Annotated in this window: 25 protein-coding genes; 10 read left to right on the top strand and 15 right to left on the bottom strand. The window is 63.3% G+C overall.

The genetic code is table 11. The annotated features are described in order from the left end of the window. Positions 1-65: 65 nt before the first annotated feature. Genes hisC through BLR85_RS06360 form a run of 3 tightly spaced genes read left to right on the top strand, consistent with a single transcriptional unit; the run spans position 66 to position 3,123 of the window. A complete protein-coding gene (gene hisC / locus BLR85_RS06370; protein WP_093151866.1) occupies positions 66-1,151 on the top strand; it encodes a histidinol-phosphate transaminase in 1,086 nt (361 codons plus the stop codon). Next, positions 1,148-2,071, top strand: coding sequence for a prephenate/arogenate dehydrogenase family protein (locus BLR85_RS06365; RefSeq protein WP_093151861.1), 924 nt, complete (start codon positions 1,148-1,150; stop codon positions 2,069-2,071). Before hisC ends, BLR85_RS06365 begins: the two co-directional genes overlap by 4 nt. Then, positions 2,068-3,123: an extensin-like domain-containing protein gene (locus BLR85_RS06360; protein WP_244520624.1), complete on the top strand. Its 1,056-nt coding sequence runs from the start codon at positions 2,068-2,070 to the stop codon at positions 3,121-3,123. Before BLR85_RS06365 ends, BLR85_RS06360 begins: the two co-directional genes overlap by 4 nt. A gap of 15 nt (positions 3,124-3,138) precedes the next feature. On the opposite strand, the gene BLR85_RS06355 is transcribed toward BLR85_RS06360, so the two are convergent. The 4 genes from BLR85_RS06355 to BLR85_RS06340 form a co-directional block, all read right to left on the bottom strand. Beyond that, positions 3,139-3,594 carry a GNAT family N-acetyltransferase gene (locus BLR85_RS06355; protein WP_093151858.1) on the bottom strand — a complete coding sequence of 152 codons (456 nt, stop codon included), beginning with the start codon at positions 3,592-3,594 and terminating at the stop codon, positions 3,139-3,141. Beyond that, positions 3,591-4,118 (bottom strand): GrpB family protein, encoded by a 528-nt coding sequence (locus tag BLR85_RS06350; RefSeq protein WP_244520623.1) that lies wholly within the window; start codon positions 4,116-4,118, stop codon positions 3,591-3,593. The genes BLR85_RS06355 and BLR85_RS06350 overlap by 4 nt, the downstream gene beginning before the upstream one ends. Next, positions 4,115-5,053: a nucleoside hydrolase gene (locus BLR85_RS06345; protein WP_093151854.1), complete on the bottom strand. Its 939-nt coding sequence runs from the start codon at positions 5,051-5,053 to the stop codon at positions 4,115-4,117. The genes BLR85_RS06350 and BLR85_RS06345 overlap by 4 nt, the downstream gene beginning before the upstream one ends. A gap of 78 nt (positions 5,054-5,131) precedes the next feature. Then, on the bottom strand, positions 5,132-6,346 hold the full coding sequence (locus tag BLR85_RS06340; protein ID WP_093151850.1) for a bifunctional alpha/beta hydrolase/OsmC family protein: 1,215 nt from the start codon (positions 6,344-6,346) through the stop codon (positions 5,132-5,134). Between the two features lie 213 nt (positions 6,347-6,559). Between BLR85_RS06340 and BLR85_RS06335 the strand changes: the two genes are divergently transcribed. Continuing rightward, a complete protein-coding gene (locus BLR85_RS06335; RefSeq protein WP_093151846.1) occupies positions 6,560-7,357 on the top strand; it encodes a heme-dependent oxidative N-demethylase family protein in 798 nt (265 codons plus the stop codon). Positions 7,358-7,378: 21 nt separating this feature from the next. On the opposite strand, the gene BLR85_RS06330 is transcribed toward BLR85_RS06335, so the two are convergent. Further along, a complete protein-coding gene (locus tag BLR85_RS06330; protein ID WP_093151842.1) occupies positions 7,379-8,227 on the bottom strand; it encodes a hypothetical protein in 849 nt (282 codons plus the stop codon). Between the two features lie 157 nt (positions 8,228-8,384). Then, positions 8,385-8,822 carry an Lrp/AsnC family transcriptional regulator gene (locus BLR85_RS06325; protein ID WP_093151837.1) on the bottom strand — a complete coding sequence of 146 codons (438 nt, stop codon included), beginning with the start codon at positions 8,820-8,822 and terminating at the stop codon, positions 8,385-8,387. A 158-nt stretch (positions 8,823-8,980) separates the two neighbouring features. On the opposite strand from BLR85_RS06325, the gene BLR85_RS06320 reads away from it, so the two are divergent. Together BLR85_RS06320 and ctlX are read left to right on the top strand one after the other, a co-directional pair. Further along, positions 8,981-10,045: an ornithine cyclodeaminase gene (locus tag BLR85_RS06320; RefSeq protein WP_093151833.1), complete on the top strand. Its 1,065-nt coding sequence runs from the start codon at positions 8,981-8,983 to the stop codon at positions 10,043-10,045. After that, the gene (gene ctlX, locus BLR85_RS06315) at positions 10,042-10,980 is read left to right on the top strand and encodes a citrulline utilization hydrolase CtlX (RefSeq protein WP_093151828.1); all 939 of its coding nucleotides are present in this window, start codon (positions 10,042-10,044) and stop codon (positions 10,978-10,980) included. Before BLR85_RS06320 ends, ctlX begins: the two co-directional genes overlap by 4 nt. 77 nt (positions 10,981-11,057) lie before the next feature. Here ctlX and BLR85_RS06310 read toward each other — a convergent pair whose 3' ends face one another. From BLR85_RS06310 to BLR85_RS06300, 3 genes are all read right to left on the bottom strand, one after another. Beyond that, on the bottom strand, positions 11,058-11,786 hold the full coding sequence (locus BLR85_RS06310) for a hypothetical protein (RefSeq protein ID WP_093151825.1): 729 nt from the start codon (positions 11,784-11,786) through the stop codon (positions 11,058-11,060). Between the two features lie 202 nt (positions 11,787-11,988). Continuing rightward, positions 11,989-13,395, bottom strand: a complete 1,407-nt coding sequence (glnA, locus tag BLR85_RS06305) for a type I glutamate--ammonia ligase (RefSeq protein WP_093151822.1) — start codon at positions 13,393-13,395, stop codon at positions 11,989-11,991. A 55-nt stretch (positions 13,396-13,450) separates the two neighbouring features. Then, positions 13,451-13,789, bottom strand: a complete 339-nt coding sequence (locus tag BLR85_RS06300) for a P-II family nitrogen regulator (RefSeq protein WP_068313250.1) — start codon at positions 13,787-13,789, stop codon at positions 13,451-13,453. 179 nt (positions 13,790-13,968) lie between these two features. On the opposite strand from BLR85_RS06300, the gene BLR85_RS06295 reads away from it, so the two are divergent. Next, the gene (locus tag BLR85_RS06295; RefSeq protein ID WP_093151817.1) at positions 13,969-15,588 is read left to right on the top strand and encodes an NAD(P)H-hydrate dehydratase; all 1,620 of its coding nucleotides are present in this window, start codon (positions 13,969-13,971) and stop codon (positions 15,586-15,588) included. 198 nt (positions 15,589-15,786) lie between these two features. Here BLR85_RS06295 and BLR85_RS30425 read toward each other — a convergent pair whose 3' ends face one another. The 3 genes from BLR85_RS30425 to prfA form a co-directional block, all read right to left on the bottom strand. Continuing rightward, entirely contained in the window at positions 15,787-16,548 is a 762-nt protein-coding gene (locus BLR85_RS30425; RefSeq protein WP_093151812.1) for a DUF4167 domain-containing protein, read from the bottom strand. A 220-nt stretch (positions 16,549-16,768) separates the two neighbouring features. Further along, a complete protein-coding gene (prmC, locus tag BLR85_RS06285; protein WP_093151808.1) occupies positions 16,769-17,599 on the bottom strand; it encodes a peptide chain release factor N(5)-glutamine methyltransferase in 831 nt (276 codons plus the stop codon). After that, positions 17,596-18,651 (bottom strand): peptide chain release factor 1, encoded by a 1,056-nt coding sequence (prfA, locus tag BLR85_RS06280; RefSeq protein WP_093151978.1) that lies wholly within the window; start codon positions 18,649-18,651, stop codon positions 17,596-17,598. The genes prmC and prfA overlap by 4 nt, the downstream gene beginning before the upstream one ends. 63 nt (positions 18,652-18,714) lie before the next feature. Here prfA and BLR85_RS06275 point away from each other — a divergent pair, with 63 nt between their 5' ends. Beyond that, entirely contained in the window at positions 18,715-19,002 is a 288-nt protein-coding gene (locus tag BLR85_RS06275; RefSeq protein WP_093151804.1) for a hypothetical protein, read from the top strand. Between the two features lie 103 nt (positions 19,003-19,105). Further along, on the top strand, positions 19,106-20,983 hold the full coding sequence (locus BLR85_RS06270) for an SLC13 family permease (RefSeq protein ID WP_093151801.1): 1,878 nt from the start codon (positions 19,106-19,108) through the stop codon (positions 20,981-20,983). Between the two features lie 6 nt (positions 20,984-20,989). On the opposite strand, the gene BLR85_RS06265 is transcribed toward BLR85_RS06270, so the two are convergent. After that, positions 20,990-22,153, bottom strand: a complete 1,164-nt coding sequence (locus tag BLR85_RS06265) for a M20 aminoacylase family protein (RefSeq protein ID WP_093151975.1) — start codon at positions 22,151-22,153, stop codon at positions 20,990-20,992. 63 nt (positions 22,154-22,216) lie between these two features. Here BLR85_RS06265 and mazG point away from each other — a divergent pair, with 63 nt between their 5' ends. Then, entirely contained in the window at positions 22,217-23,032 is an 816-nt protein-coding gene (mazG, locus tag BLR85_RS06260; RefSeq protein WP_093151795.1) for a nucleoside triphosphate pyrophosphohydrolase, read from the top strand. Between the two features lie 10 nt (positions 23,033-23,042). Here the strand turns inward: mazG and BLR85_RS06255 are convergent, their stop codons facing one another. Then, positions 23,043-23,603, bottom strand: a complete 561-nt coding sequence (locus tag BLR85_RS06255; RefSeq protein WP_093151790.1) for a hypothetical protein — start codon at positions 23,601-23,603, stop codon at positions 23,043-23,045. 288 nt (positions 23,604-23,891) lie between these two features. Then, the gene (locus BLR85_RS06250; protein WP_093151785.1) at positions 23,892-24,899 is read right to left on the bottom strand and encodes a DUF2125 domain-containing protein; all 1,008 of its coding nucleotides are present in this window, start codon (positions 24,897-24,899) and stop codon (positions 23,892-23,894) included. Between the last annotated feature and the right edge of the window lie 59 nt (positions 24,900-24,958).

Here is a 24,958-nt window from a genome sequence, read left to right as displayed (position 1 = left end):
CGCGGCGAATTCCATATTTTTCTCGGGCCGGAACTGCTCTAAAACCGCCCGGAACGGAGGCCCCTATGACGCAGATCACTCCCCAGCCCGGCATCATGGACATCGCTCTTTACCAGAGCGGGGAGAGCCATGTTGAGGGCGTGCGCGACATTCTCAAGTTGAGCGCAAACGAGAACCCCTTTGGTCCGAGCCCGAAGGCGAAGGAAGCGATCGCCGCCGCCATCGCCGAGGTGCATCGCTACCCGAACACTGACCACGCGCCGCTGCGTGCGGCGATCGGAGAGGTGCATGGGCTGGACCCGGAGCGGATCATCTGTGGCGTGGGCTCCGACGAAATCCTGCAATTCCTCTGTCAGGCCTATGCGGGACCGGGCGACGAGGTGCTCTATACCGAGCACGGCTTTGCCATGTATCGCATCCTCGGGCTTGCGGCTGGGGCGACGCCGGTGGAAGCCCCCGAGCGCGAGCGGGTTACGGATGTGGATGCGCTTCTGGCAGCCTGCACGGAGCGCACGAAGCTCGTCTTCATCGCCAACCCGAACAACCCCACGGGTACGATGATCGGCGGCAATGAGTTGTCGCGGCTTGCCGACGGGCTGCCCGAGGGGGCGATCCTGGTGCTGGACGGTGCCTATGCCGAGTTCGTCGACGGGTATGACGGTGGCGTGTCGCTCGTCGACAGTCGCGACAACGTCTTCATGACGCGCACCTTCTCCAAGCTCTACGGGCTTGGCGGATTGCGGGTTGGCTGGGGCTATGGGCCGAAGCAGATCATCGAGGTGCTGAGCCGTATACGGCAGCCCTTCAACCTCTCGGAAATCCAGATGTCCGGCGCCATTGCCGCGGTTCGTGACCGCGATTGGGCCAACCGCTGCACGAGGGAGAATGCGCGCATGCGGGTCTGGCTGTCGGAGCAGTTGGCCGCGCTTGGCATCCCCTGCGATACCAGCCTTGCTAATTTCGTGCTGGCCCGCTTCGCCGACCAATCTGAGGCGGAGGCGGTGGATCTGCACCTGAAGTCGCAGGGCGTGATCGTGCGGCGTGTCGCGGGCTATGGCTTGCCGCAGTGCCTGCGCATCACCGTGGGCGACGAGGCCGGCTGCCAGCGGGTGATCGACGGTATCCGTACTTACCAGGAGGGCCGCAAATGAGCCGGATCTACGAACGCGTCGCCTATATCGGCCTGGGCCTGATTGCCTCCTCGATGATCCATGCAGGGCGTCGCGCAGGGTTGCAGGGCGAGATTACCGGAACGGCGCGCTCTGCCGAAACCCGTGCGATTGCCCGCGAGGACGGGCTTTGCGACATCGTTGCCGAGACTGCTGTCGAAGCGGTCAAGGATGCCGACCTGGTGGTGCTCTGCGTTCCAGTCGGTGCGATGGGGCGCGTGGCCGAGGAGATCGGACCGCATCTGAAACCGGGCTGCACGGTGACCGATGTCGGTTCGGTAAAGCGCGCGGTGATCGACGCGGTCGCGCCGCACATGCCCGAGGGCGTGCATTTCATCCCGGCCCACCCACTGGCCGGCACGGAGCATTCCGGCCCGCGCTCAGGCTTCGCCGAGCTTTTCCAGAACCGCTATACGCTGATCGTGCCGGATGGCGATGTCGACCCGGCTGCGCTTTCCAGGCTTGAACAGTTCTGGGTCGGCCTGGGCGCCAATGTCGAGGTGATGGACCCGGAGCACCATGACCTCGTTCTGATGGTGACCTCGCATGCGCCGCACCTGATCGCCTATACGATGGTCGGCGTCGCCGATGACCTGCGCCGGGTGACCGATAGCGAGGTGATCAAGTATTCCGCCGCCGGTTTCCGGGACTTCACCCGCATCGCGGCTTCCGATCCGACCATGTGGCGCGACGTGTTCCTCAACAACAAGGACGCCACGATGGAGATCCTCGGGCGCTTCATCGAGGAACTCATGTCGCTACAACGGGCGATCCGCAAGGGTGATGGCGACCTACTCTTCGACTATTTCACCCGTACACGGGCCATCCGCCGTGGTATTATCGAGGCTGGGCAGGATACCGACGCGCCCGATTTCGGGCGCGGAAAGGGAGCGAAGGAATGACAATCGAGCGGCGCAACGCGGGCCGTGGGCTTGGAAGTTTGGTGCGGCTTGGCTTTTGCGCTGCCCTGCTGTTTTCAGCCAGTATTTCGGCCGCCGAAGCGCCTTCGGTCAGCTTGCGGCCTGTGCCGCGCGTGACGGGCGAGGCGCCCGTTCTTGCCATGGCTGTCGTCGATTCGGCGACACTGAAAAAGACCGCCGAAGCGCCCGATGCAACGCCGCTCTCCATCGTCACACCAGCGGGTGTTCCGGTCCATACCGGTGCCGAAATTCGTCCGCGTCCGCGTGGCGGGCTGTTCCATGAGCAAGAAGTTGCCGCCGATTCCCAGCTGGAAGTGACCCGCATGGTCACCCGGATCCATTTCAATTCCGACACCCGTCCGACGGCGCGACCGGTCCACCCCCTTGCGGGCTATTCCGTCATTCCCGCCTCTGCAAACACGGCCTCCCGGTCCGAGACGACCTATCCCAAGGCGCGTCCGGCGGCTTTCGGCAAATTGTTCCGCAACCGTGCCGGCGGATATTCCCGAAAGGGCTCCATCTGCGGCGTGAACGGGATCAAGGGAACGGTGAAGGCGAGTTTCGGCAACCCGGGCAGAGGCTGCGGCATTGCCAACCCGGTCCGCGTTACCTCGATCGCGGGCGTGACGCTCAGCCAACCGGCGACGATTGACTGTGAGACGGCCAAGGCGCTCAACAATTGGGTCGAGAATGGCATCAAGCCGGCCATCGGGCGCAAGGGCGGCGGTGTGAAGGAGCTCAAGGTCGCGGCTCATTATTCTTGCCGAAACCGGAACAACCGCTCCGGCGGCCGTCTGTCGGAACATGCCAAGGGAAATGCGGTGGATATCTCTGCGATCCGGCTGAACAACGGCACCGAGCTGAGCGTTGCCTCGGACTGGCGGTCGCGTAAATGGTCCAAGACCATGCGTGAGATCCACCGCTCCGCCTGCGGCCCCTTCGGCACCGTGCTCGGGCCGAATGCGGACCGCTACCACCAGGACCATTTCCACGTCGACACCGCCCGCTATCGCAGCGGCTCCTATTGCCGGTAGCGGCTGCGGCCCCGATCAGGGCCGAGTCAGATCAGCGGACATCAGGCAGGATTTTTCCCGCCGCTCGAAGCCAAGGCGCTCATAGAGCCGGCCAACCGGGCTCTGCCGGTCCGTTTCAAGATGCAGCGCCCGCACGCCGGCATCGCTTAACGCCCGGATCAGCGCCGACAGTGCCTCGCCGCCCATGCCCTTGCCGCGCACGGCCGGACGTATCCAGAATTCATCGATACAGCCGTCGATCCCGCCTAGCGCGATCGACCAGCCGAAACTGATGGAAACATAGCCGACTGGCGCGTTGCGCGGCCCGAGAATATAGACAACGCCGAGCGGCGAGCCTTCCAGCAGCGGCAGAACGGCGGCGAGCCGGGTGTCGTCATCCTGAACGATTCCGAATTCGGCGTGGAACGCCGCGACCATGGCGAGGAGTTTCTGCAGGTCCTCGGGCCGGGCCATGTGAAGCTTGGTCTTCATCCGTCCTCTCCTGCACGCGCCTTCAAGGCCCGGGCTTCCGCCGTATTGATCCAACCGGACTTGCACGCCGCATATGCCGCCGAATCGTCGCGGTGAAGCGATGCACAATGCCGTTTGCGCGTCTCGTAAGCCCCCCGCAGCAGCGGGTCCGCCCGCAGCGCGTCGCGAAAGGCCAGATGGCGCAGGATCGCGCTGTCGCCCACGGGCCAGCAATGGGCCTGCACAAGGTGTTTCCCGTTCGCCGGGCTGGAACGGCGGCAGTAGCGCCGACGTGGCAGGCCGTGTTCGCCAAGCCATTCATAGCCCATGGCATTGACGAGCGTTTGAAGTGCATCGAGATCGATCGTCGGCGCAATCACCGGGATCAGGTCGATGACCGGCATGGCCGACAGACCCGGAACCGCGGTCGAACCAATATGGTGTACCTCCCGCAGGGCCGTGCCGAGCGCCTTTTCCCAACGCTCGGTTTCCTTCGCCGCCATGTCGGCCCAGGCGGGGTCATAGGGAAGGATGTCGATCCTCACAGCCGCGCCAGCCTTTCCAGGAGCAGGTCGAAAAAGCCCTTCGCGTCGACGTCGCCAATGAAGGTCGCGTTGGGCGGGCGGTCCGTCACGCCCCACCAATCGGCGACGGTCATGCCGCGGGTCAACGCGCTATGGGTCTCTATCTCGACATTGATATGTTTGCCGCTGAACAGCTCCGGTTTCAGCAGCCATGCAATGACGCAAGGGTCATGCAGCGGGCCACCGGCGCCGCCATATTTCTCGAGGTCGAAACGCTCGTAGAAATCCAGCCAGGCCGAGACGACGCGGGCAACAGGCGTGTCCAGCGCGGCGACCTTTGCCAGCCATTCGTTTGTGATGAGCGCTTTATGCGTCACATCGAGCGGCAGGATGGTGATATCGATGCCGCTCTTCATCACGATCTCGGCCGCTTCCGGATCGACATAGATGTTGAACTCGGCCGCCGGCGTGACGTTGCCGACCTCGAAATAGGCCCCGCCCATCAGGACGATCCCGGCCAGCCGCTCGGCGATATCCGGTGCGCGCTCCAGCGCGGTGGCCACGTTGGTGAGCGGGCCGAGCGGACAGAGCGTGACCGTGCCTGGCGGTTCGCGGCGGACGTGGTGGATGATCGCCTCCACCGCGTGCAGGTCCGCCACCGGTATGCTCGGGTCGGGCAGGTCGTAGCCGTCCAGCCCCGTCTTGCCATGCACATGCTCGGCGGTGACGAGCTTGCGTTTCAACGGTGCGTCGCAACCCTCGTGCACGGGCACGTCGCGCCGGCCGGCAAGCTCGCAGATGACGCGAGCGTTGCGGGACGTCTTGTCGAGCGGAACGTTTCCGGCGACGGCGGTGATTGCCAGTACCTCCAGTTCCGGCGAAGCCAGCGCAAGCAGGATCGCGACGGCGTCGTCCTGTCCGGGGTCGGTGTCGATGATGATCTTGCGGGGGGGCATATTCTTCTCCTGACGCACGGCGCGACCTTGGCCCGCGCGGCGACGCTTGTCCAGCCGGGGCGCCGGAGCAACTTGGCGCTATTTCGCCGGAACCTCCCGTGTCACCACTTTCGCGCCCGCTTCAAGCGTCTTGTGCACAGGGCAGCGGTTGGCAATATCCATCAGGCGCGCCCGCTGCTCGGCATCGAGCGCCCCGTCCAGACGCACCCGCCGCTCGAATCGGTCGATCCGGTTCGGGCCGGTCAGGTCGCTGTCCTGAGCGTGGACCTTGTCATGCGTGACCTCGACCGAGACATGCTCCAACGGCCACCCCTTGCGGCGCGCATACATGCGGATCGTCATCGAAGTGCAACTGGCCAACGCGGCCGAGAGCAGCCCGTATGGGCTCATGCCCCGGTCCGTGCCACCATAGGCCGCCGGTTCATCGGCCTGGATGTAGTGATGCGCGCCGGCGTTGATGTCCTGCAGGAACCCCGCCGGATCGGCCTCCGACGAGCGCACGACGCCCTCGGGTGCGCCCGGCGGCGGGGCAGGGGCGCGCAGGTCGAGATAGCGCCCGGCCCAGGCGGCGATGACCTCGGCGGCATATTCGGCATCTTCCGCCCGGCTCAGAAGGTGATCGGCATCATCCAGGGTGACAAAGCTCTTCGGATGCCGTGCCGACGTGAAGATCGCGGTAGCGTTGTCGATCGAAACCACGTCGTCCAGCGGCGCGTGCATGACGAGCAGGGCGCGGCGGAGCGACGCGATTTCCCTGGTCAGATCGGTTTCGATCGCGTCCAGCACGAAATCCTGCCCAATGCGGAAAGGCCGTCCGCCAAGATCGACCTCGGCGGCGCCGTCTGCCGCTATCCTTGGCAGCGCGTCGCGAAAATTATGCGTGACATGACCGGGGTCGAACGGTGCAGCCAATGTCGCCACTGCCTTGACGCTGTCAATCCGGCCCGCGGCCTTCAGAATCGCCGCACCACCCAGCGAATGGCCGATCATCAGGCTCGGGGCCATGCCGAGTTCCGCCAGATGCGCTGCCGCTGCTTCGATGTCGCCGACATTCGACGTGAAGGTCGTGTTCTGGAACTCCCCTTCCGAATGGCCAAGGCCGGTGAAATCGAAGCGCAGCACCGCGATGCCCATCATCGCCAAACGCTGCGAAATACGTCGCGCCGCCGCGATATCCTTGGAGCAGGAGAAACAATGGGCAAAGACCGCCGTGGCCAGGTGCGCCCCCTCGGGGCGGTCGAGTCGGGCGGCGAGCGGGTGGCCCTGCGCACCGACAAAGGTAAATCGTTCCATTGCAAACTCTCGGGACAGATGCGGATCCCCTAATAGTGGCCCTCGGGCGCGCGCTTCCCAAGCACTGTGTCGGCGCTGTCACGCAATGGTTACGGGCCGCGACCGTGTCGCGGAATATCGCGAGCGGGACGGGCCCCGGGCCAATGCCATCGCGCAAAAGGGCGGCACCATGCCACGCTTTTTCCCGCCCGAAAGAGAGCGCAGGGTCTGTGCATGAATTCGACCACGATCCCCGCACCGATCCTCAATCGCCACCTTGCCGTCCGGCCCTGGCGGCTGCCACGGGCGCGCAGCCTGCCGGGCATCGCTCCCGTTTCGCTCGACGACTGGTTGTGGCAACTCGACAGCTACCCCGCGCAGATGGCGGAGCGCGAGCGCCTGTTGGAAGCCCAAGCCGACAAGGTTCACGCGTTGCTGCCGGACGCCTTTGCGCCCGCGCAGGAATTGTATGACCTCGTGTTGGGGATCCTGGAAACGCGCGCCGGATTCCAACGGGATGGGGCGGGGATTCGCTGTCCGGATGGCCGCGTGGTTGCGCTCGACCGGAACGCACCGTTGGTGACACTGGGGCGGCTCGTTCAGGAGGATTTCTGCATTCTGCAACGAGCGGAAGGGGAGGGGGAGCACCTGTTGACCGGCGCGATCCTCTGCTTCCCGGCAAGCTGGACATTGGCCGAAAAGCTGGGCCGGCCGATGATGGGGATCCATATTCCCGTGCAGGTCTATGACCCGGAGCTTGGCAGGCGAGTTCAGCGGCTTCTGGACGGGATCCAACCCGGGCGGCCGTTGTCGCGTTCAAACGCATTCTTCTACGACGATCCCGGCTTGTTCCAGCCGCGGCCGGAGAGCGATCCGCGTCCTGCCGGCGGGCCGGAGGCGCCCTATTTCCGTTCGGAGCGGCAATGCCTTTTGCGCTTGCCCGAAAGTAATGCGGTCGCTTTCTCGATCCATACGATCCTTTTGGAGCGCAAACAGCTCGACACCGAGGATCTCGCGGTGCTTGAGGGGTAGAGGTCTCCGACAGGGACAGGCTCAGGCCGCGAAGTGTTGCGTGTCCATTTCGAGCAGTGAAATCGGCTTGCCATGCAGTTCTTCCAGCCGAAGCCGTATGGCGCCATGCACGTCCAAGCGCACCCGGAAGCGCTCGCCCTCGGCGGTGGCGAACTCCATCCCATCGGACACGGCCAGGCTCGTGGCGCGCAGATGCGCAACGAAGGCATAGACGCGCTGCATCATCCAGGGCAGGGAAACCGGTGCGTAATCCGTGCCGAGGGGGCGGTCGAGCAAATGCTGCGCACCTTCGACATCCAGCGAAATCCACTCTTCGCCTGCCTCCTCGCGGCAAGTCGGACGCGGGTGCAGGAACAGCGGCAGCGGGAACAGCATATTGCTCATCGCGGAAAAACGGGCCGGGCTGAGAAGTTGGTCCGACTGTGCCCAATGTACCGCGAGCGGATGACAATCCCGCGCCACCTGCGTGGCTGCGGTATGGGCAAGGATCAGCATGCATTCGTAGACAGCATGCGACGGGGGCGGGCAGGTTTGCCCACGCGGCTTCGGGCGTGGCCCGGTGCCGACCCGCAGCGTTACCGAGGCGCGGTGACGGGCGATGGCAACGGAGAGATCGTCATGCATCATCCCGGCCAATTCGGAAGAAAGCGCACTGTCAAACTGTCCATCCGAAATGGGCAGATCCCGGGTGCGCAGTTGCAGATGCAGGTTGGATGAGGAGAGCAGTTGCGTCTGGTGCCAGTCGAGCCGTTCGAACGGGGGGCAATTCGCGCTCATACGGGCTTCCAGGGCGGCATGAACCTTGCCCATGTCGAACCGGGCCGGGCGCGGCAGCAGAAGCGTCGTGGAAATTTCGGTCGGCAAGGGCATTATGAAGGCCTGTTCGCAAAGGATTTCAGCCTAGGGTGCCGGTATAAAGCGGAGAGATTACGGCGCAAGATTGGAATTGAGTGGGCACGCATTGCGCTCAGAAGTGAAATAGTAACATGTCATCCGGCGCATTGCGGCCCTTTCTGGGCAGGAAAGCTCAAACGCTGCTCAGCAGAAGGCTCGTTTCGCTATTGAGGATCCCGTCTGTTTGCCGCACTTCCCGCAGGACCCGGTCAAAATCGCTGAGCGACGCCGCCTGGATCTCGGCCACGAGATCCCATTTGCCATTGGTCGTGTGCAATTGATGCAATTCGGGAATGCCACGCAGACGCCGTGTGACTTCCGTGGTCGATTTGCCCGCAACCTCGATCATCATGATGGCCCGTATCGCGTCGATTTCGGCTTCGGAACGAACCCGGACCGTGAAGCCCAGCAACGTGCCCGACGCGATCATCCGGTCGATCCGGTTCTGAACCGTTCCCCGCGAGACGCCGAGGATCTCGGCGAGCTTCGAGAGAGGCGCGCGCCCGTCGCGGCGCAAGAGCGCCACCAATTCGCGGTCCAGCGCGTCGAGAATTTGTTTGGCTTCCGTCACAAGGGTTCTCGCAAATGACAAATCGTCAATCTGATGTGTCAAATCTATCAAAATAGCAAGAATTTCTGCAAATATATGCCATTTCGGCACTCATTTGGCTGCGTTATTCTTTGCGAACCCACTCGATCCCCAACCCGCCATCACGAAAGGCTCTCTGAATGTCATTCGATTCCTCGCCTGTTCCTGCGCTCAACCTCGTCCCCTTCGTGTCCGTGGACGACATGATGCAGACCGTGTTGGATATCGGCGTCGAGGAGATGCTCGCAGGGATTGCCGCCTATATCGAGGAGGACTTCGCGCGTTGGGAGAAGTTCGACAAGACGCCGCGGTTGGCGGCGCATTCCTCGGTGGGCGTGATCGAGCTGATGCCGACTTCGGATGGCGAGGAATATGCGTTCAAATATGTCAACGGACATCCCAAGAACACCAAGGAAGGTCTGCAAACGGTGACGGCTTTCGGCGTTCTGGCCGATGTGGATTCCGGGTATCCGGTTCTGATTTCGGAAATGACGATCCTCACCGCGCTGCGGACGGCGGCGATGTCTGCCGTGGCGGCCAGGCATCTTGCCCCGGCCGCTGCGGATACGATGGCGATCATTGGCAATGGCGCGCAGTCGGAATTCCAGGCGCTTGCGTTTCAGGGGCTGCTCGGGATCAACAAGCTGCGCCTCTACGATGTCGATCCGGTCGCGACCGAAAAATGCGCGGCAAACCTGGCCGGGCGAGGATTCGAGATTGTGAGATGCGCCTCCGGGCAGGAGGCGGTCGAAGGGGCGCAGATCATCACGACCGTCACCGCCGACAAGCAATATGCCACGATCCTGACCGACAACATGGTTGGCGCGGGTGTCCACATCAACGCCATCGGCGGCGATTGCCCGGGCAAGACCGAGTTGCACAAGGACATCCTGTTGCGTTCCGATATTTTCGTCGAATACCCGCCTCAGACTCGGATCGAGGGGGAGATCCAGCAGCTTGACGCCGATCACCCGGTGATCGAACTCTGGCAGGTGATTGTCGGCCAACGCGAAGGGCGCAGCTCGGCCCGGCAGGTGACCCTGTTCGACAGCGTGGGGTTTGCGATCGAGGATTTCTCGGCCCTGCGCTACCTGCGCGACCAGTTGGAGCGCACGGGACGCTACGAGAACCTTGACATGATCGCCGATCCGGACGAGCCGCGCGACCTTTTCGGAATGATCCTGCGCGCGGGCGCCCAGCGATGAAGGAGGGGCATTTCCCCCGCTCGGTCCAGGCGCCGAAAGCGGTCGTCATGATCCGTCCGCACCATTTCGTGCCCAATAGCGAAACCGCCGAGGACAATGCCTTTCAGCAGGAGGCCGGGCATCTGGATGCCACGGAAGTGGCGAGGCTGGCCTATGCCGAAGTGTCCCGCGTGGCAGAGGCGCTGGAGGCGGTCGGTGTCCGGACGCACATCTTCGAGGACGAAAGCCGTCTGACGCCGGACTCCGTTTTTCCCAACAACTGGTTCTCGACCCATCCCGGCGGGCATGTTGCGATCTTCCCGATGTTTCCCGTCACCCGGCGCCGGGAAAGACGGGCCGACGTGATCGAGATGCTCAAGCGCGACTACAGGGTTCAGGAAGTGGTCGATTACTCCGGACTGGAACCCGACGGTCTCTTCCTGGAAGGGACTGGGGCCATGGTGCTCGATCACATCGACCGCGTGGCCTATGTCGTGCGTTCGAACCGGGCGGACCCGATCATCCTCGAACGCTTCTGCTCCCATTTCAAATACGAGCCAATGGTGTTCGATGCGCATGATGCGCGCGGCGTTCCGGTCTATCACACGAATGTTCTGATGTGCATCGCGACGGATTTCGTGCTGCTGGGGGTGGACATGATGGTCGACGACGCCCGCCGGCGGCATATTCTCGACCGTTTCGAGGAGCCGGGGCGTCACGTTGTCCCGCTCTCCAATGCGCAGGTCGCCGATTTCGCTGGAAACGCAATTGAATTGCAAGGCCGGAACGGGCGGGTTCTGGCGCTGTCCTCCCGCGCGCTGAACGCCCTGCGGCCCGATCAGGGCGCCGTCATCGAACAAAGCGCGGAGTTGTTGCCACTGGATGTGCCGACCATCGAGCTGGCGGGAGGGTCGGTGCGCTGCATGCTGGCCGGTGTGCATCTGTCACGCAGGTAGTGCACCAGAGCAGACACAGTGCCCCGGAACGGGCGTTCTGAACGTAGTACATGATGCCAGGGATGATCCGGTAGCTTTCAGTCGTCGGTCTGTGCTTCATGACGGACGGCCTCCGGCTGCAACCGCTTTCGTCGTCGCCTTCTCAGCACGGCGCCAACCAAGGCGAGACCGCCAAGCATGGAGGCAGCGCTTGAGGGGGCCGATACCGCCGAGAGCGATTGCTGATCTACCCAAAAAACCTCCTGCGGTTCCAGAAAGGCAACGATTCCGGAGTAATTCAGCTTGTCGGAACCATTGATAAACCGCAGGTCGAAGCTGTTCTTCGTGGCGTCTTCAAGCGAGCCGTAGAAAAAGTCTTCCGCGACCGAGTCGCCTTCCGTGGCCGAACCCATTACGTCCAGACGCAGAAGATCGAAACTGAATTCGCCCAGATCACCATGTTCGGACCTGTCCAGAACCCGGAAGATATCCTGCTGCTGTCCATCGGGGTCGATGATCTCGCTGAATTCCGCCCCCACTGCGTCGCCGCTGTCATAGGAGCCGTTGTCCCAGATGATAACGAATCTGCTGTCCAGAACCGAAGCCTGCTTCTCTCCCTCAGAGAACGCGACGCTTATCGTTCCGGTGAGTTGCACGTCTTCCGACAGGTCGAAGGGCGACCCCGCAACAGTTCCCTTCACGGTGGTGATGGTGACAGCGTAATCGTAGGTCACGGTCAGCGCCTGTACCGGGCGCGCGACGGCAGGCAGCCAGAGCAGTGCCAGAGACGCAACGAGCGCTCCGATGCATTTTCGAACGAGGATCATTCCTGCTTCCATCCGTGATCTGCCGGTGCCGATCGCTGTCGGCACGGCTTGATCTAGCGGCAAAGACCTGAAGAAATGGAAAAGAAAACCGTGGATTGCACGAAAATGTTCTTGAAATGTTTTTCCGTCTGCCGAGGACAAAAAGAAAGAAGGCGCCCGAAGGCGCCTCCTGCTGTCACTGTCCCTGTTGGTCTTGGTTGCCTCAGCAGCTGTAGTACAGCTTGTATTCCACCGGGTGCGGGCAATGTTCGTAGGCGTAGATCTCTTCCCATTTGAGATCCATGTAGCCTTCGATCTGGCTCTTGGTGAAGACGTCGCCAGCGAGCAGGAACTCGTGGTCGGCTTCGAGGCACTCCATGGCTTCACGCAGGCTCGCGCAGACCGTGGGAATACCGGCGAGCTCTTCGGCGGGCAGGTCGTAGAGGTCCTTGTCCATGGCTTCGCCCGGATCGATCTTGTTCTTGATGCCGTCGAGGCCGGCCATCAGGAGTGCTGCAAAGCACAGATACGGGTTCGCGGAGGGATCCGGGAAGCGGGCTTCGACGCGCTTTGCCTTCGGGGATTCGGCCCACGGGATACGCACGCAGCCGGAGCGGTTGCGGGCGGAATAGGCGCGCAGAACCGGGGCTTCGAAACCGGGGATCAGGCGCTTGTAGGAGTTCGTGGACGGGTTGGTGAAGGCGTTCAGCGTCTTGGCGTGCTTCAGCAGGCCGCCAATGTACCACAGGGCCTCGTCGGAGAGGTCCGCATACTTGTCGCCGGCGAAGAGCGGCTTGCCGTCCTTCCAGATCGACATGTTGACGTGCATGCCGGTACCGTTATCGCCGGAGATCGGCTTCGGCATGAAGGTGGCCGACTTGCCATAGGCGTGGGCGACGTTGTGGATGACGTACTTGTACTTCTGAAGCTCGTCTGCCTGCTTGGTGAGCGAGCCGAAGATCAGGCCAAGCTCGTGCTGACAGGAGGCCACCTCGTGGTGGTGCTTGTCGACCTTCATGCCCATGCGCTTCATGGTCGAGAGCATCTCGGAACGCAGGTCCTGGCTTTCGTCGATCGGGTTGACCGGGAAGTAGCCGCCCTTGATGCCCGGACGATGGCCCATGTTGCCCATCTCGTACTCGGTATCCGAGTTCCAGGAGGCGTCGATAGCGTCGACCTGGAAGGAGACCTTGTTCATCTCGACGGAGAAGCGAACGTCGTCGAAGAGGAAGAACTCGGCTTCCGGACCCATGTAGGCGGTGTCGCCGATTCCGGACGACTTCAGGTAGGCCTCGGCCTTCATGGCGGTGCCGCGCGGGTCGCGGTCATAGTGCTCGCCCGTGTCGGGCTCGTGAACCGAGCAATGCACGGCGAGCGTCTTTTCGGCATAGAACGGGTCCATGTAGACCGAGTCCGTGTCCGGCATCAGTTTCATGTCGGATTCGTCGATCGATTTCCAACCGGCGATCGAGGAGCCGTCGAACATGAAGCCCTCTTCGAGGAAGTCCTCGTCGACCTGATCGGCCAGAATGGTGACGTGCTGCAACTTGCCGCGCGGGTCAGTGAAACGGACGTCGACGTATTCAACGCCTTCGTCGGCGATGGTCTTGAGAACGGCTTCCTTGCTCATGTGACCTTGGTTCCCTCTGTCAGTGTAATGGGGGTTGGGTATTCGGTTGCGGCGGTTAAAGGGCTTCGTCGCCTTCTTCGCCTGTACGGATACGGATTGCGGTCTCGACGGCGGAGACGAAAATCTTGCCGTCGCCGATCTTGTCAGTCTTGGCGGCGGTCGTGATCGCCTCGATCGCGGTGTCGAGCTGATCATCCGGGAGGACGACTTCGATCTTCACCTTGGGCAGGAAATCCACCACATATTCGGCGCCACGGTAGAGCTCGGTATGGCCCTTCTGGCGACCAAAACCTTTGACCTCGATCACGCTCAGACCTTGCACTCCGACATCTTGAAGAGCTTCCTTCACGTCATCGAGCTTGAAAGGTTTGATGATGGCTTCGATTTTTTTCATGGTGGCGGCCGACTCCCCTGTGATCCGTCCCGGTAAATGCACAGACCATCATCCCCGGAGCGGGACAATTCAAGAGGCGATGCGGTGCTGACGAGTTCGAGCGTTTCCCAGTGCCGTGATTAAAATATGTGCGAAATGCCTACGGTAAGGGCAAATGGAAAACAAATGAGGCGGTTCCTATGAATGAACTTCTGACATCTGCTCAAATGCGCGCCATCGAGCAAGCCGCTTTCGATAGCGGGCAGGCGACCGGGTTGGAATTGATGGAACGGGCAGGGCAGGGTGTTATCGAGGCGATGTTCGAGGCGCTGCCGGATCTGGCGAAGGCCAAGGCAAAGGCCTTGATTCTCTGCGGGCCGGGGAACAATGGCGGCGATGGCTTCGTCATCGCGCGCCTGCTGCACGAAATGGGCTGGCAGGTCTCCTGCTTCCTCTACGGCGATCCCGGCCGGTTGCAGCCGGATGCCAAGGCGAACCATGACCGGTGGGGAGAGATCGGCGCCGTGGTCCCGTTCGCCGACTGGCACGTGCGGGAACGGTGGGGCGGTGCGGTTCCGGTGGAGCAACCGCCCAGCCTGATCGTGGATTCGCTGTTCGGCACCGGTTTGACGCGACCGCTTGCGCGCGATCTGGACGAAGCGTTGCGGAACCTCGCGTCCTGTCTTCCCGAGGGCAAGGCGTGGCGTGTTGCCGTCGATGCCCCCTCGGGCCTGTGCATGGATTCAGGACGTCCGCTCGATCCGGAAAATGACGGCGAATTGCCGTCCCGGCAGGATCTGACGGTCTCGTTCCACCGCCTGAAGCGCGGTCACATGCTGGGCGACGGCCCGGAATGGTGTGGCAGGGTCGCCGTTGCCGATATCGGCTTGAACCAGCCGGCCCTGCGTGCGGCGCGGCCAGCCCTGCGCGAGCAGCTTTCGGACATGGTGCAACTGGCCGAACCGGACAAACGACAACTGCGCAAGGGCGGCGAAGACTATCCGGGCGCCCACAAATACGACTACGGTCATGCGGTTGTCCTGTCCGGCGGGCCGGGGCGGACAGGGGCGGCGCGTCTGGCCGCGCGGGCGGCCCTTCGGGTTGGCGCCGGGCTCGTCACGCTCGCGGCGCCGGCCCCTGCCATGAGCGAATGTGCGTCTCAACTGACCGCCGTGATGCTGACTCGCTGCAACGGGGCACCAGATCTGGGCACGCTCCTCGAGGATGAACGGTTGAACGCGCTGTGCCTCGGGCCGGGGCTCGGGGTGAGCGCCGCGACCCGGGACCTGGTGCTGACCGCACTTGGCAGCCGCCGCCGATGCGTTCTGGATGCCGATGCCTTGACCGCCTTCGCCGAACGGCCCCAGGCGCTGTTCGCGCATCTCCATTCCGGCGTCGTGTTGACCCCTCATGCCGGCGAGTTCGCCCGCCTCTTTCCCGATATCTGGGCGCGCTTCATTGCTTGTCCGGAGCAGGGTCCGGCGATCTCCAAGATCGAGGCGGCACAGGAAGCGGCGGCGCGGGCGGGCTGCATTCTGCTCTTCAAGGGGCAGGACACGGTCATTGTCGAGCCCGGCGGCCGGGTCGTGGTGCACGCTGCCTGCTACGAGCGCGCGGCACCCTGGCTGGCCACTGCCGGGGCAGGCGATGTGCTGGCGGGAATGATCGCCGGGCTGATGGCGCGTGGTTTCTGGCCCGTCGGGGCGGCGGAAACCGCGGCCTGGCTGCATGCCGAGGCGGCGATATCCTTCGGTCCGGGCCTGATTGCCGAGGACTTGGCAGAAGAACTGCCGGCCGTGCTGAGGGCTTCAGGAGTTTGAGGGCTCCATTCCACGCGGCCGCCCCTGCGGGTCGGGCTCGCGGTGGAGGACGTCGGGGAAGCAATGAGCGGAAGTCCCGCCTTGCTCATCCCCTTTCCGGAAATATCCCGGGGGAGCGCTCGCAAGAGCGCCGGGGGCAGCGCCCCCGCCCTGGAAGGAGCACCTGACGTGTCTGCAAGGTGCTCGCGAGCGAACGGATTATTCCGCGGCTTCCGGCGGTTCGGTTGCTTCAGTCTTGGTGGCGGCTGCCGGCGATGCACCTTCGGCATTGCCCGAAGTCTCGGCGTCCTTCGGTGCCTTGGGCTTGGCCCGGCTGGCTCGCGGACGTTTCGGCTTGGATTCCGTTGCCGTGTCTTCCACCGCGGCGCCTTCTGCCTCGGGCTTCACCTTGCGGGGACGCGGCCGCCGCGCCTTGGGCTTGCTCTCGGGGGTCTCGACCAGCCCGCTGTCATTCTGGGAGTTATCATCGCCTGCAGGCGCCGTTGCCGCTGCGGCGGGGGCATCCGGAAGCAGGTCCGGCTGCGGCGGGCTTTGCAGATCGTCCTCGATCAAGTCGGGCTGCGTGTCCATCGGTTCGACCGATTGCAGGGCCTCGGGCTCGTTCTGGGACCGCACCTGTTGGCCGCCCGAATTGTTGCCGCCCGAATTATTGTCATTCCGATCACGCTGGCGGTCACGCTGCTGCAGTTCTTGCTGTTCGCGGCGTGCGTCCTGCTCGCGCTGTGCTTCGCCGAGCATACGAGTGTAGTGTTCCGCGTGCTGCTGGAAGTTTTCGGCAGCCACGCGGTCGTTGCTGAGGCCGGCATCGCGGGCAAGCTGGATGTATTTTTCGATTATCTGCTGCGGGGTGCCACGCACCTTGCCTTCCGGGCCCGAGGAATCAAAGACCCGGTTGACGATGTTTCCCATCGAGCGCTGACGGTTCGACTTGGAGCGCGAACGTGACTTGGATGATCTCATAGGTTTTTCTGTTCCGCCTTGTTGCGGGTTCAGGACCTTCGCTAGTCTTGCGAAAAAATTCCGCTGTTAGGTCCAAGTTGTTATGACTATCAGCGCGGGGGGGCGTACGCCCTACGCTCCGTGCTCGTCCTGCTTTACATGCACGGCGACTGCTGACAAGTCAAAAACCGCCCACTCTGCCGTATTCCGCCCAGTCTGGCGCAGTTTTGACACCAATGCACTAGGTTTTCGCGACGCCCCGCCTGGCTGCAACCACCCGGCCGCGCCCATCGAGGTCGGGCAGGACATGGATATCCTCGAAGCCGCTCTCCGCGAAAATCGCCGACACCGCATCGCCCTGGGAGGCGCCGATCTCGACCATCAACCGCCCGTTCGGAGCCAGGTGATCGGGAGCCCGCGCTGCAATAATCCGGTAGCATGACAGGCCGTCCCCCTCATCGGTCAACGCTTGTCGCGGCTCCCAGTCCCGCGTCTCCGGGGCAAGCCCGGTCATTTCGTCCGCCGAGATATAGGGAGGGTTGGAGACGACAAGGTCGAAACTTCCCGTCACCGTTTCGAACCAATCGGAGCGGCGGAACTCCGCGGGCACCTGCAAGTCGGCGGCGTTCTGCCGGGCAACCTCCAGCGCGGTCTCGGACAGATCGACGCCAAGGCCAGTCGCTTGTGGGCGCTCCGCCAGCAGGCTCAGCAGGATGCAACCGCTCCCCGTGCCGAGATCGAGCACCCGTTCGAACGGCGCCTCCAGGGCGGCGGCGATGAGCGTTTCGGTTTCCGGGCGCGGGTCCAGAACTTCCGCCGTAACACGGAAAATCCGCCCCCAGAACAGGCGCTTGCCGGTGATATGGGACACCGGCTGGCGCGCCGCGCGGGCGTCGAGCGCGGCTGCGAGCGCCGCGTCAGCCTCGAACGGATCGCGCAAGTGAAGGGTCAGACGGTCCGGCGCGATCCCGCCCGCGAAGGCCACGAGCAACCGCGCATCCCGCTGCGGTGTCTTCACCCCGGCCCGGTTTAGCCGTTCCACCGCGACGGCCAGCGCCTCGGCGAATGTCACGTGCCCATCTCGGCGAGTTTGCGCGCCTGATCGTCGGCAATCAACGCGTCGATCACCTCGGTCAGGTCGCCCTGCATCACCTGGTCGAGCTTGTAGAGCGTCAGGTTGATACGATGGTCTGTCATCCGTCCTTGCGGGAAATTATAGGTTCGGATGCGTTCCGAGCGATCCCCCGAGCCGACCTGGCTGCGCCGGTCGGCGGCGCGTTCGTCATCCGCCTTCTGCCGCTCCATGTCATAGAGCCGCGCGCGCAGAACCTGCATGGCGATCTCACGGTTGCGATGCTGCGATTTCTCGGAGCTGGTCACGATGATCCCGGTGGGCAAATGGGTAATCCGGACCGCCGAATCGGTGGTGTTTACATGCTGGCCGCCGGCGCCGCTGGCGCGCATCGTGTCGATGCGGATGTCGGTGGAGGGAATGTCGATGTCCACTTCGGCCGCTTCGGGCAACACGGCGACAGTGGCTGCGGATGTGTGAATGCGGCCGCCCGATTCGGTCTCGGGCACGCGTTGAACCCGGTGAACGCCGGATTCGTATTTCAGTCGTGCAAAGACGCCCTCGCCCTGCACATGGGCAACCGCCTCCTTGATCCCGCCAAGCTCGCTCTCCTGCGTCTCGATCAGTTCGAATTTCCAGCCCTGCGCCTCGGCGTAGCGCTGGTACATGCGCAGCAGGTCGCCCGCAAAAAGCGCGGCTTCCTCGCCACCCGTCCCCGGGCGGATCTCGATCATGGCCGGGCGGGCATCGGCGGCATCCTTGGGCAGGAGCGCCAGTTGCAGAGCTTTCTCATGTTCGGGAAGCCGCGCGCGCAGGACGGGCAACTCTTCCTCGGCAAGCTCGCGCATATCCGGGTCGTCGAGCATCGCCTCGGCCTCGGCAATGTCGGCGCGGCATCGCTTCCAGGCCGCGATCTCTGCCACGACCGGCTTCAAATCCGAATACTCCTTGGCGAGACGCGCAATCTCGCTCGCCTCGGCGCCACCTGCCATCTTCGCTTCGAGAAACTCGAAGCGCTGGGCGATTTCGTGCAATCTGTGCTCGGGAACCATGCCCGGCTGCGTGCCGGAATGTTGCGCTTTGGTCAAGGGGGCCGACCGTGATAGCATCGCGCGATGGTGAGAGCCTTGCTGATACCGCTGCTTGCCAGCGTTTCGCCGGCCTGGGCGGATGTGACGACGCCCTCGGGCCGGGTGATCGACTGCTATTGCACGGACAGCACCGGTGGACGGGTCGAGCTGGGTGACGTGATCTGCTTGCATGTCGATGGGCGGATGTTCCTGGCGCGCTGCGAAATGTCGCTCAACAACCCGATGTGGCGCGAGGTTCGGGAAGGATGCACGACATCGCGCCTTGAGCGACTGTTGCCGGCAAGGCCGGCCCCCCGGATATCCGGATCGTGAACTCTTTCCCGGCTGCCCCCACGTGGACAAGATGTCCGAGGGGATTGAGTTTGTTGTCGAAAACGGGTGAGATCCATCGACGAGAGTAAATGGGGAGTGCCGCGTGGAGCAGATCAGTCTCACCTACGAGATGGTCATGGTGCTCTGCGTGCTCGGTTTGACGGTCGGCCTTTTCGTGACCGAGCTGGTTCGGGTCGATGTCGCGGCGCTGGCGATCATGGTCATGCTGGGTTGCCTCGCCTCGCTTCCCGGGCTCGACCATATCGTTGACATCCAGCATCTCTTCTCCGGTTTTTCCTCCAACGCCGTGATCTCCATCATCGCGGTGATGATCATCGGCGCCGGTCTGGACAGGACAGGCGTGATGACCAGTGTCGCCAACTGGATCACGCGGATCGGCGGGTCGGCGGAGAGCCGGATCGTGCTGCTGATCTCCTCCACCGTTGCCTTCATTTCCTCCTTCATGCAGAACGTGGGCGCGGCGGCGCTGTTCCTGCCGGTGGTGTCGCGGATCGCGGCGCGCACAGGGCTGCCCATGTCCCGCCTGCTGATGCCGATGGGCTTCTGCGCGATCCTCGGCGGCACGCTCACCATGGTCGGCTCCTCGCCGCTGATCCTGCTCAACGACCTCTTTGACACCATCAACCCGACCCTGCCGCCCGATCAGCAGATGGCCGATTACAGCCTGTTTTCGGTCGCCCCGATCGGGCTGGCGCTGGTGGCGGCGGGGCTTGCCTATTTCATCTTCTTCGGCCGTTTCGTGCTGCCGGAACAGACTCACCGCGCCGCCGGCGAGGGCGCGCGCGGTCAATCGCTGCTGGAATATGTCTCGAAAACCTACGGCATCGACGGCGCCATTCACGAGATCATCGTGCCCCCCGGTTCGATCCTTGTCGGCCAGAGCATCGATGACATTCAGCGCGCGTTGCGGTTGCAGATCATTGCCACGCAATACGAGGGCAAGACCTATACCTCGCCGCCGCGCGACACCGTTCTGCAGGCGCCGGCCCGGCTGGCGATCATTGCCGAGCCGGGGGCTGTGGAAGAGTTCAAATATTGCTTCGAGCTCGAGGAATCACCCGTTCTGGCCGGTTTTGCCGAGGATCTCGGCCCGACGCGCGCAGGCATCGCCGAAGTGGTCATCCCGCCCGGCTCGGGCGTTATCGGCAAGAGCGCGCGCGACCTGTGGTTGCGCAAGGCGCACGGCCTCGCGCCACTGCTGATGTATCGCGGCGGCAAGACGTATTCGCGCGAGACCGCGGATATCGATTTCGGCGAGATCCCTTTCGAGGCGGGCGATACGCTGGTCGGTCACATCACCTGGGAAGCGCTGACGCGAATGGAACAGGATCGCGATTTCGTCGTCGTGACCCAGGATTACCCGCGCGAAACCACGCGGCCGCAAAAGGTCGGCTGGGCGCTGATCTTCTTCCTGATCGCAATCAGCCTCGTTCTGTTGACCGATATGCGCCTGTCGCTCTGCCTGCTGGTCGGCGCGTTGGGTATGATCCTCTCCAACGTTCTGAGCATCGACGAGGCCTATGAATCGGTGAGCTGGAGCACCGTCTTCCTGCTGGCCTCGCTGATCCCGCTCGGGCAGGCTGTGCAGAGCACGGGAACCGCCGAATGGATCGCCCACCAACTCCTGACCGTTCTGGACGGCATGCCGATCTGGGTGATCCAGGCGACGGTCGCGGTGCTGGCGACCGTTTTCTCGCTGATCATGTCCAATGTCGGGGCCACCGTGCTGCTGGTGCCACTGGCGGTGAATATCGCGCTTGGCGCCGGCGCGGATCCGGCCGTGTTTGCCCTTACCGTGGCGATCTCGACCTCGAATTCCTTCCTGATCCCGACCCATCAGGTCAACGCCCTGCTGATGGGGCCGGGGGGCTATTCGGTGCGCGACTTCATCCGCGCAGGCGGGATCATGACGGCGATCTTCCTCGTCGTGTCGGTGCTGGTGATGAACCTGTTCTACTGACGCGGATCACTCCAGGGGCAGCGCGCGCTCCGCGATCCGGGCAAAGAAACTGGCCCCGATTGGCGCGACCTCGTCGTTGAAATCGAATTTCGGGTGATGGCAGCGCGGCCCCACCCCTTGCCCGAGGAACAGGTAGGCCCCCGGCCGCGCCTCGAGCATGAAGGAGAAATCCTCGGCGCCCATTTCAGCGGGCCAATCCGGGTCTACCTTGTCGGGGCCAACCACCTCGCGCGCGACCTCCACTGCGAAATCGGTCTGCTCGGGGTGGTTCACCGTTGCGGGATAGTCCTCTGTGTATTCCAGCGTCACTTCCAGGCCCATCGCGGCGCCGATGCCCGTGCAGATCTCCTCTATCCGGGCACGGACCTTGTCTCTTACCGCGCGCGAGAAGGTGCGCAACGTGCCCGCAACGAAACCCTCCGCCGGGATCACGTTGGTTGCGCTGCCGACACTAATCTGCGTCACCGAGAGCACGGCATTGTCGAAGGCGCTCAGGTTGCGCGCCGGGATCGCGTTCAGCGCCGAGACGAGCTGCACTGCCGCCGCAACCGGATCGACGCAATGCTCCGGCCATGCGGCATGCCCGCCCACGCCCCGGATCGTGATGGCGAAATCGTCCACAGCGGCCATCATCGGCCCTTTGCGGGTGGCGAACCGGCCTTCTTCCATGTCGGGCGAATTGTGTAGCGCATAAACCTCCGTGATGCCGAAGCGCTCCATGATCCCCTCGTCGCACATCACCTTGCCGCCGCCGCCAAGCTCCTCGCCCGGCTGGAAGATCAGCGCCACCGTCCCCGCAAAGCGCCGCGTTTCGGCCAGGTAGCGCGCCGCGCCAAGCAGCATGGTCGTGTGCCCGTCATGGCCGCAGGCATGCATGTTTCCCCGCGTCTCGCTGGCATGCTCGGCCCCGGTTTCTTCCAGGATCGGCAACGCGTCCATATCGGCGCGCAGCCCGATCACTGGTCCTTTCGCCTGCCCACGGATCAGTGCGACCATACCGGTCTGGGCATAACCCTCGTGCAGCTCGTCGACGCCGAATTCCCGCAGCCTCTCGGCCACGAAGGCCGCCGTGCGCGGCAATTCCAACCCAAGCTCCGGGTTGCGGTGCAGCCAGCGCCGCCACTGCTGCATCTCGTCGGCATATCCGGCGATACGATTGAGAACCGGCATGGACATATCCTCCGAAACATTCCTAATTCGGCGCGACCCTAGACCAAGCCCGGAGCCGCCGCCATGTCAGATTCCCTCGTCTTCGATCCAAAGGGCGGGATGCCGCGCTTGCTGGAAATCATGGCCCGCCTGCGCGACCCGGAAACCGGCTGCCCCTGGGATATCGAGCAAAGCTGGGAGACCATCGCGCCCTACACGATCGAGGAAGCCTATGAGGTTGCCGACGCCATCGAGCGCGAGGCCTGGGACGAGTTGAAGGGCGAATTGGGCGACCTGCTGCTGCAGGTAGTCTACTACACGCAGATGGGCACGGAAGAGGAGCGCTTCACCTTCGACGAGGTCGCGAATTCGATCTCAGACAAGATGGTCGCCCGCCACCCGCATGTCTTCGGCGATGAAAGCCGCGACAAGTCCGCCGAACAGCAGACCCGAGACTGGGAGGTCGTGAAAGCCGCCGAACGCAAGGCCAAGGGCGAAGAACGGGTGCTGGACGGCGTTGCGATGGGTCTGCCCGCACTTCTGCGCGCCTACAAGCTGCAAAAACGCGCCGCCCGCGTCGGCTTCGACTGGGACAATGCGGACCTCGTCCTCGACAAGATCCGGGAGGAAGCCGAGGAATTGGCCGAGGCCGCCAAATCCGGCTCCCATGACGCTATCGAGGACGAGATGGGGGACATGCTCTTCGTGCTGGCCAACCTGGCCCGGCATCTCGGCGTCGATCCCGAACAGGCGCTGCGCCGCACCAACGCCAAGTTCACTCGCCGTTTCAACGCCATCGAGGATACGCTCCACGTATCCGGCACCTCGCCCGCCGAGGCGACGCTGGACGAAATGGACGCGCTCTGGAACCAGATCAAGGCACAGGAAAAGTCACGCTGAGCTGGTGCCTTCACTTGGGCAGGTTGAAATTGTTGTACTCGCTTAAGAGCTTCCCGTTCATGTAGACGAAGCGGTCCGCCATCAGCGCAGAGGGCTTGAAACCCGTCTCGAGGCTGTCATGGATGCGCGACAGCGGAAACGAGATACCGGAAAGCCCCATGACATAGACATTGGGGATCAGCCGGCTGGTGTCCCCGGCAACATTGTCGCTCCATTTCTTTGCCGCCTCGGGCAAGCCCATCATCTTCATCACGCCGTGATACATGATCATCCGCGTCAGCAGGCCGATGCCGCCCACGGGGTTCCAGGCATGCCCCTCGACACCGGCTGTCGAACAGCCCAGAAGCTGGATCTGTCCATGCTTCTGCATCTTGTCCTTCAGCATCTGCGCGAGGGCGTTCGCGTCATCCTCGCCGATATATCCGGGCGCACCATGCTGGTAGATACGAATGAGCTTGATCGAGTTGTTCGGCATCGCCGCGATACGCGTCTTTCGTTCGCTATAGGGATAGCCGAATTCCTGCTGTTTGCCGTCTTCGTTGAAAAAGACACCCGAGATTCCAAAAGCCATCTTTGCCTCCTAAATCATAAATCTAAATACATCTAATTATACCGAATTTGCGGGCAACCGTCTATCGGTGGCCGCCCCTTCGGCGACCGCTCTCAGCCGGCCGGAGAAAGGAAAAAGCCGGACGATCTTGTCGCCATTCGGCGTCGGAACACCTCCCGAATGTGGATCCACCAAGCGCTCTCTCCAATCATCTTTCCAGGAAATATCCCCTCCGGAGGCACGATCCGCAGGATCGTTCCCGCGCAAAGCGCGCCACCGAGCGGCCCAAAGATGCTTCCCGCTGCGGTCTCAGGGAATCGACAGAACCGGTGCGCGACCGAGCGGAAGCGGCCCGAGCCGCGTTCTGCCATTCTCGAAGCTCAGCGGGATATCCAGCGTGTCGGAGCGGCCCGCCAGTCCGCTCAACATGCTCAACGCGCTTTCGACCGGATCGGCGAGGCTGTCGGGAACAAGCCCAGAACGGCGACCGATGTCGAGCATCTCGCGCCAGTTCGTGGACTTCACCATCACGTCGCCGCTGATAACGCCGTCCGCCGCGACCGTCAGTGCCCCGGCGATGCGCAGTTCCAGCTGGCCCCATTTCGCGGCGATCTCGTGAATGTCGATCTCCCGCGGTTGCGGGCGATCCTTCTCCAACGCCTCCCGGTTCCAGGGACGGTCGAAACCGACGGTCAGGTCGGCCTTCAACGTGTCAACCGTCGCGGGCAACAGCCCGGCCTTGGCCAGCATCGCGATCCCCTCCGAGCGCGGCTTCAGCCCGACGATCTCCAGCCCGATGTCCCGCTGTTCCTCCCGCGTCTCGTTCGGGCGGGTGGCAAGGCGCATCTGCTCCATGCTGGTAGTCCACCCAGCATCGGAGGCCAGCGCCAATCCGTCGAACACAAGCGTCGCACTTGCCAGTTCCTGCTCGCCGCCGGGACGGAAGGTGACGCTGCCCTGCATCTCGTCGCCGGTGATCGAGACCTTCTGCCACGGCGTCTGCAGCGTCATCTCGTTGGGCCAGACAAGGATCACGTGATCCTTCTGGTAATTGAGTCCCAGGATCTGGAAGAACGGCGCCTGCCAGACCCAGCCCTTCTCGGTATTGGCCAGCACCAGCCCGGAAATGGTCCGGTCGATCCGGGTCGGAAAACCCCGAACCTCGACCGAATCCCACTCGGCTTGCCAGCCGGCCTCCCGCCGCGTCTCAAGCCACCCTTCGAGACCGGTTTTCGCGCTCCACGCGCCCCAGCCCCACCAGGCGCTCCAGCCAAGCACGAAGATCACTGTGAGCCACAGCAGACGGATCGGTTTCATGACGCCCCTTTCACCTCTTCCCGTTTTACGCTTTACACCGCGGAACACGCGAGGGACCA

The organism is Aliiruegeria lutimaris (genome assembly GCF_900099935.1).
GTDB lineage: Bacteria > Pseudomonadota > Alphaproteobacteria > Rhodobacterales > Rhodobacteraceae > Tropicimonas > Tropicimonas lutimaris.
Note: the sequence above shows the minus strand (reverse complement) of the source record. Positions and strands in the feature narration are given on the sequence as shown.

Coding starts and splice junctions, on each gene's coding strand:
- hisC (WP_093151866.1), top strand. CDS start 66: ATGACGCAGATCACTCCCCAGCCCGGCATCATGGACATCGCTCTTTAC.
- BLR85_RS06365 (WP_093151861.1), top strand. CDS start 1,148: ATGAGCCGGATCTACGAACGCGTCGCCTATATCGGCCTGGGCCTGATT.
- BLR85_RS06360 (WP_244520624.1), top strand. CDS start 2,068: ATGACAATCGAGCGGCGCAACGCGGGCCGTGGGCTTGGAAGTTTGGTG.
- BLR85_RS06355 (WP_093151858.1), bottom strand. CDS start 3,594: ATGAAGACCAAGCTTCACATGGCCCGGCCCGAGGACCTGCAGAAACTC.
- BLR85_RS06345 (WP_093151854.1), bottom strand. CDS start 5,053: ATGCCCCCCCGCAAGATCATCATCGACACCGACCCCGGACAGGACGAC.
- BLR85_RS06340 (WP_093151850.1), bottom strand. CDS start 6,346: ATGGAACGATTTACCTTTGTCGGTGCGCAGGGCCACCCGCTCGCCGCC.
- BLR85_RS06335 (WP_093151846.1), top strand. CDS start 6,560: ATGAATTCGACCACGATCCCCGCACCGATCCTCAATCGCCACCTTGCC.
- BLR85_RS06330 (WP_093151842.1), bottom strand. CDS start 8,227: ATGCCCTTGCCGACCGAAATTTCCACGACGCTTCTGCTGCCGCGCCCG.
- BLR85_RS06320 (WP_093151833.1), top strand. CDS start 8,981: ATGTCATTCGATTCCTCGCCTGTTCCTGCGCTCAACCTCGTCCCCTTC.
- ctlX (WP_093151828.1), top strand. CDS start 10,042: ATGAAGGAGGGGCATTTCCCCCGCTCGGTCCAGGCGCCGAAAGCGGTC.
- BLR85_RS06310 (WP_093151825.1), bottom strand. CDS start 11,786: ATGATCCTCGTTCGAAAATGCATCGGAGCGCTCGTTGCGTCTCTGGCA.
- glnA (WP_093151822.1), bottom strand. CDS start 13,395: ATGAGCAAGGAAGCCGTTCTCAAGACCATCGCCGACGAAGGCGTTGAA.
- BLR85_RS06300 (WP_068313250.1), bottom strand. CDS start 13,789: ATGAAAAAAATCGAAGCCATCATCAAACCTTTCAAGCTCGATGACGTG.
- BLR85_RS06295 (WP_093151817.1), top strand. CDS start 13,969: ATGAATGAACTTCTGACATCTGCTCAAATGCGCGCCATCGAGCAAGCC.
- BLR85_RS30425 (WP_093151812.1), bottom strand. CDS start 16,548: ATGAGATCATCCAAGTCACGTTCGCGCTCCAAGTCGAACCGTCAGCGC.
- prfA (WP_093151978.1), bottom strand. CDS start 18,651: ATGGTTCCCGAGCACAGATTGCACGAAATCGCCCAGCGCTTCGAGTTT.
- BLR85_RS06275 (WP_093151804.1), top strand. CDS start 18,715: ATGGTGAGAGCCTTGCTGATACCGCTGCTTGCCAGCGTTTCGCCGGCC.
- BLR85_RS06265 (WP_093151975.1), bottom strand. CDS start 22,153: ATGCCGGTTCTCAATCGTATCGCCGGATATGCCGACGAGATGCAGCAG.
- mazG (WP_093151795.1), top strand. CDS start 22,217: ATGTCAGATTCCCTCGTCTTCGATCCAAAGGGCGGGATGCCGCGCTTG.
- BLR85_RS06255 (WP_093151790.1), bottom strand. CDS start 23,603: ATGGCTTTTGGAATCTCGGGTGTCTTTTTCAACGAAGACGGCAAACAG.
- BLR85_RS06250 (WP_093151785.1), bottom strand. CDS start 24,899: ATGAAACCGATCCGTCTGCTGTGGCTCACAGTGATCTTCGTGCTTGGC.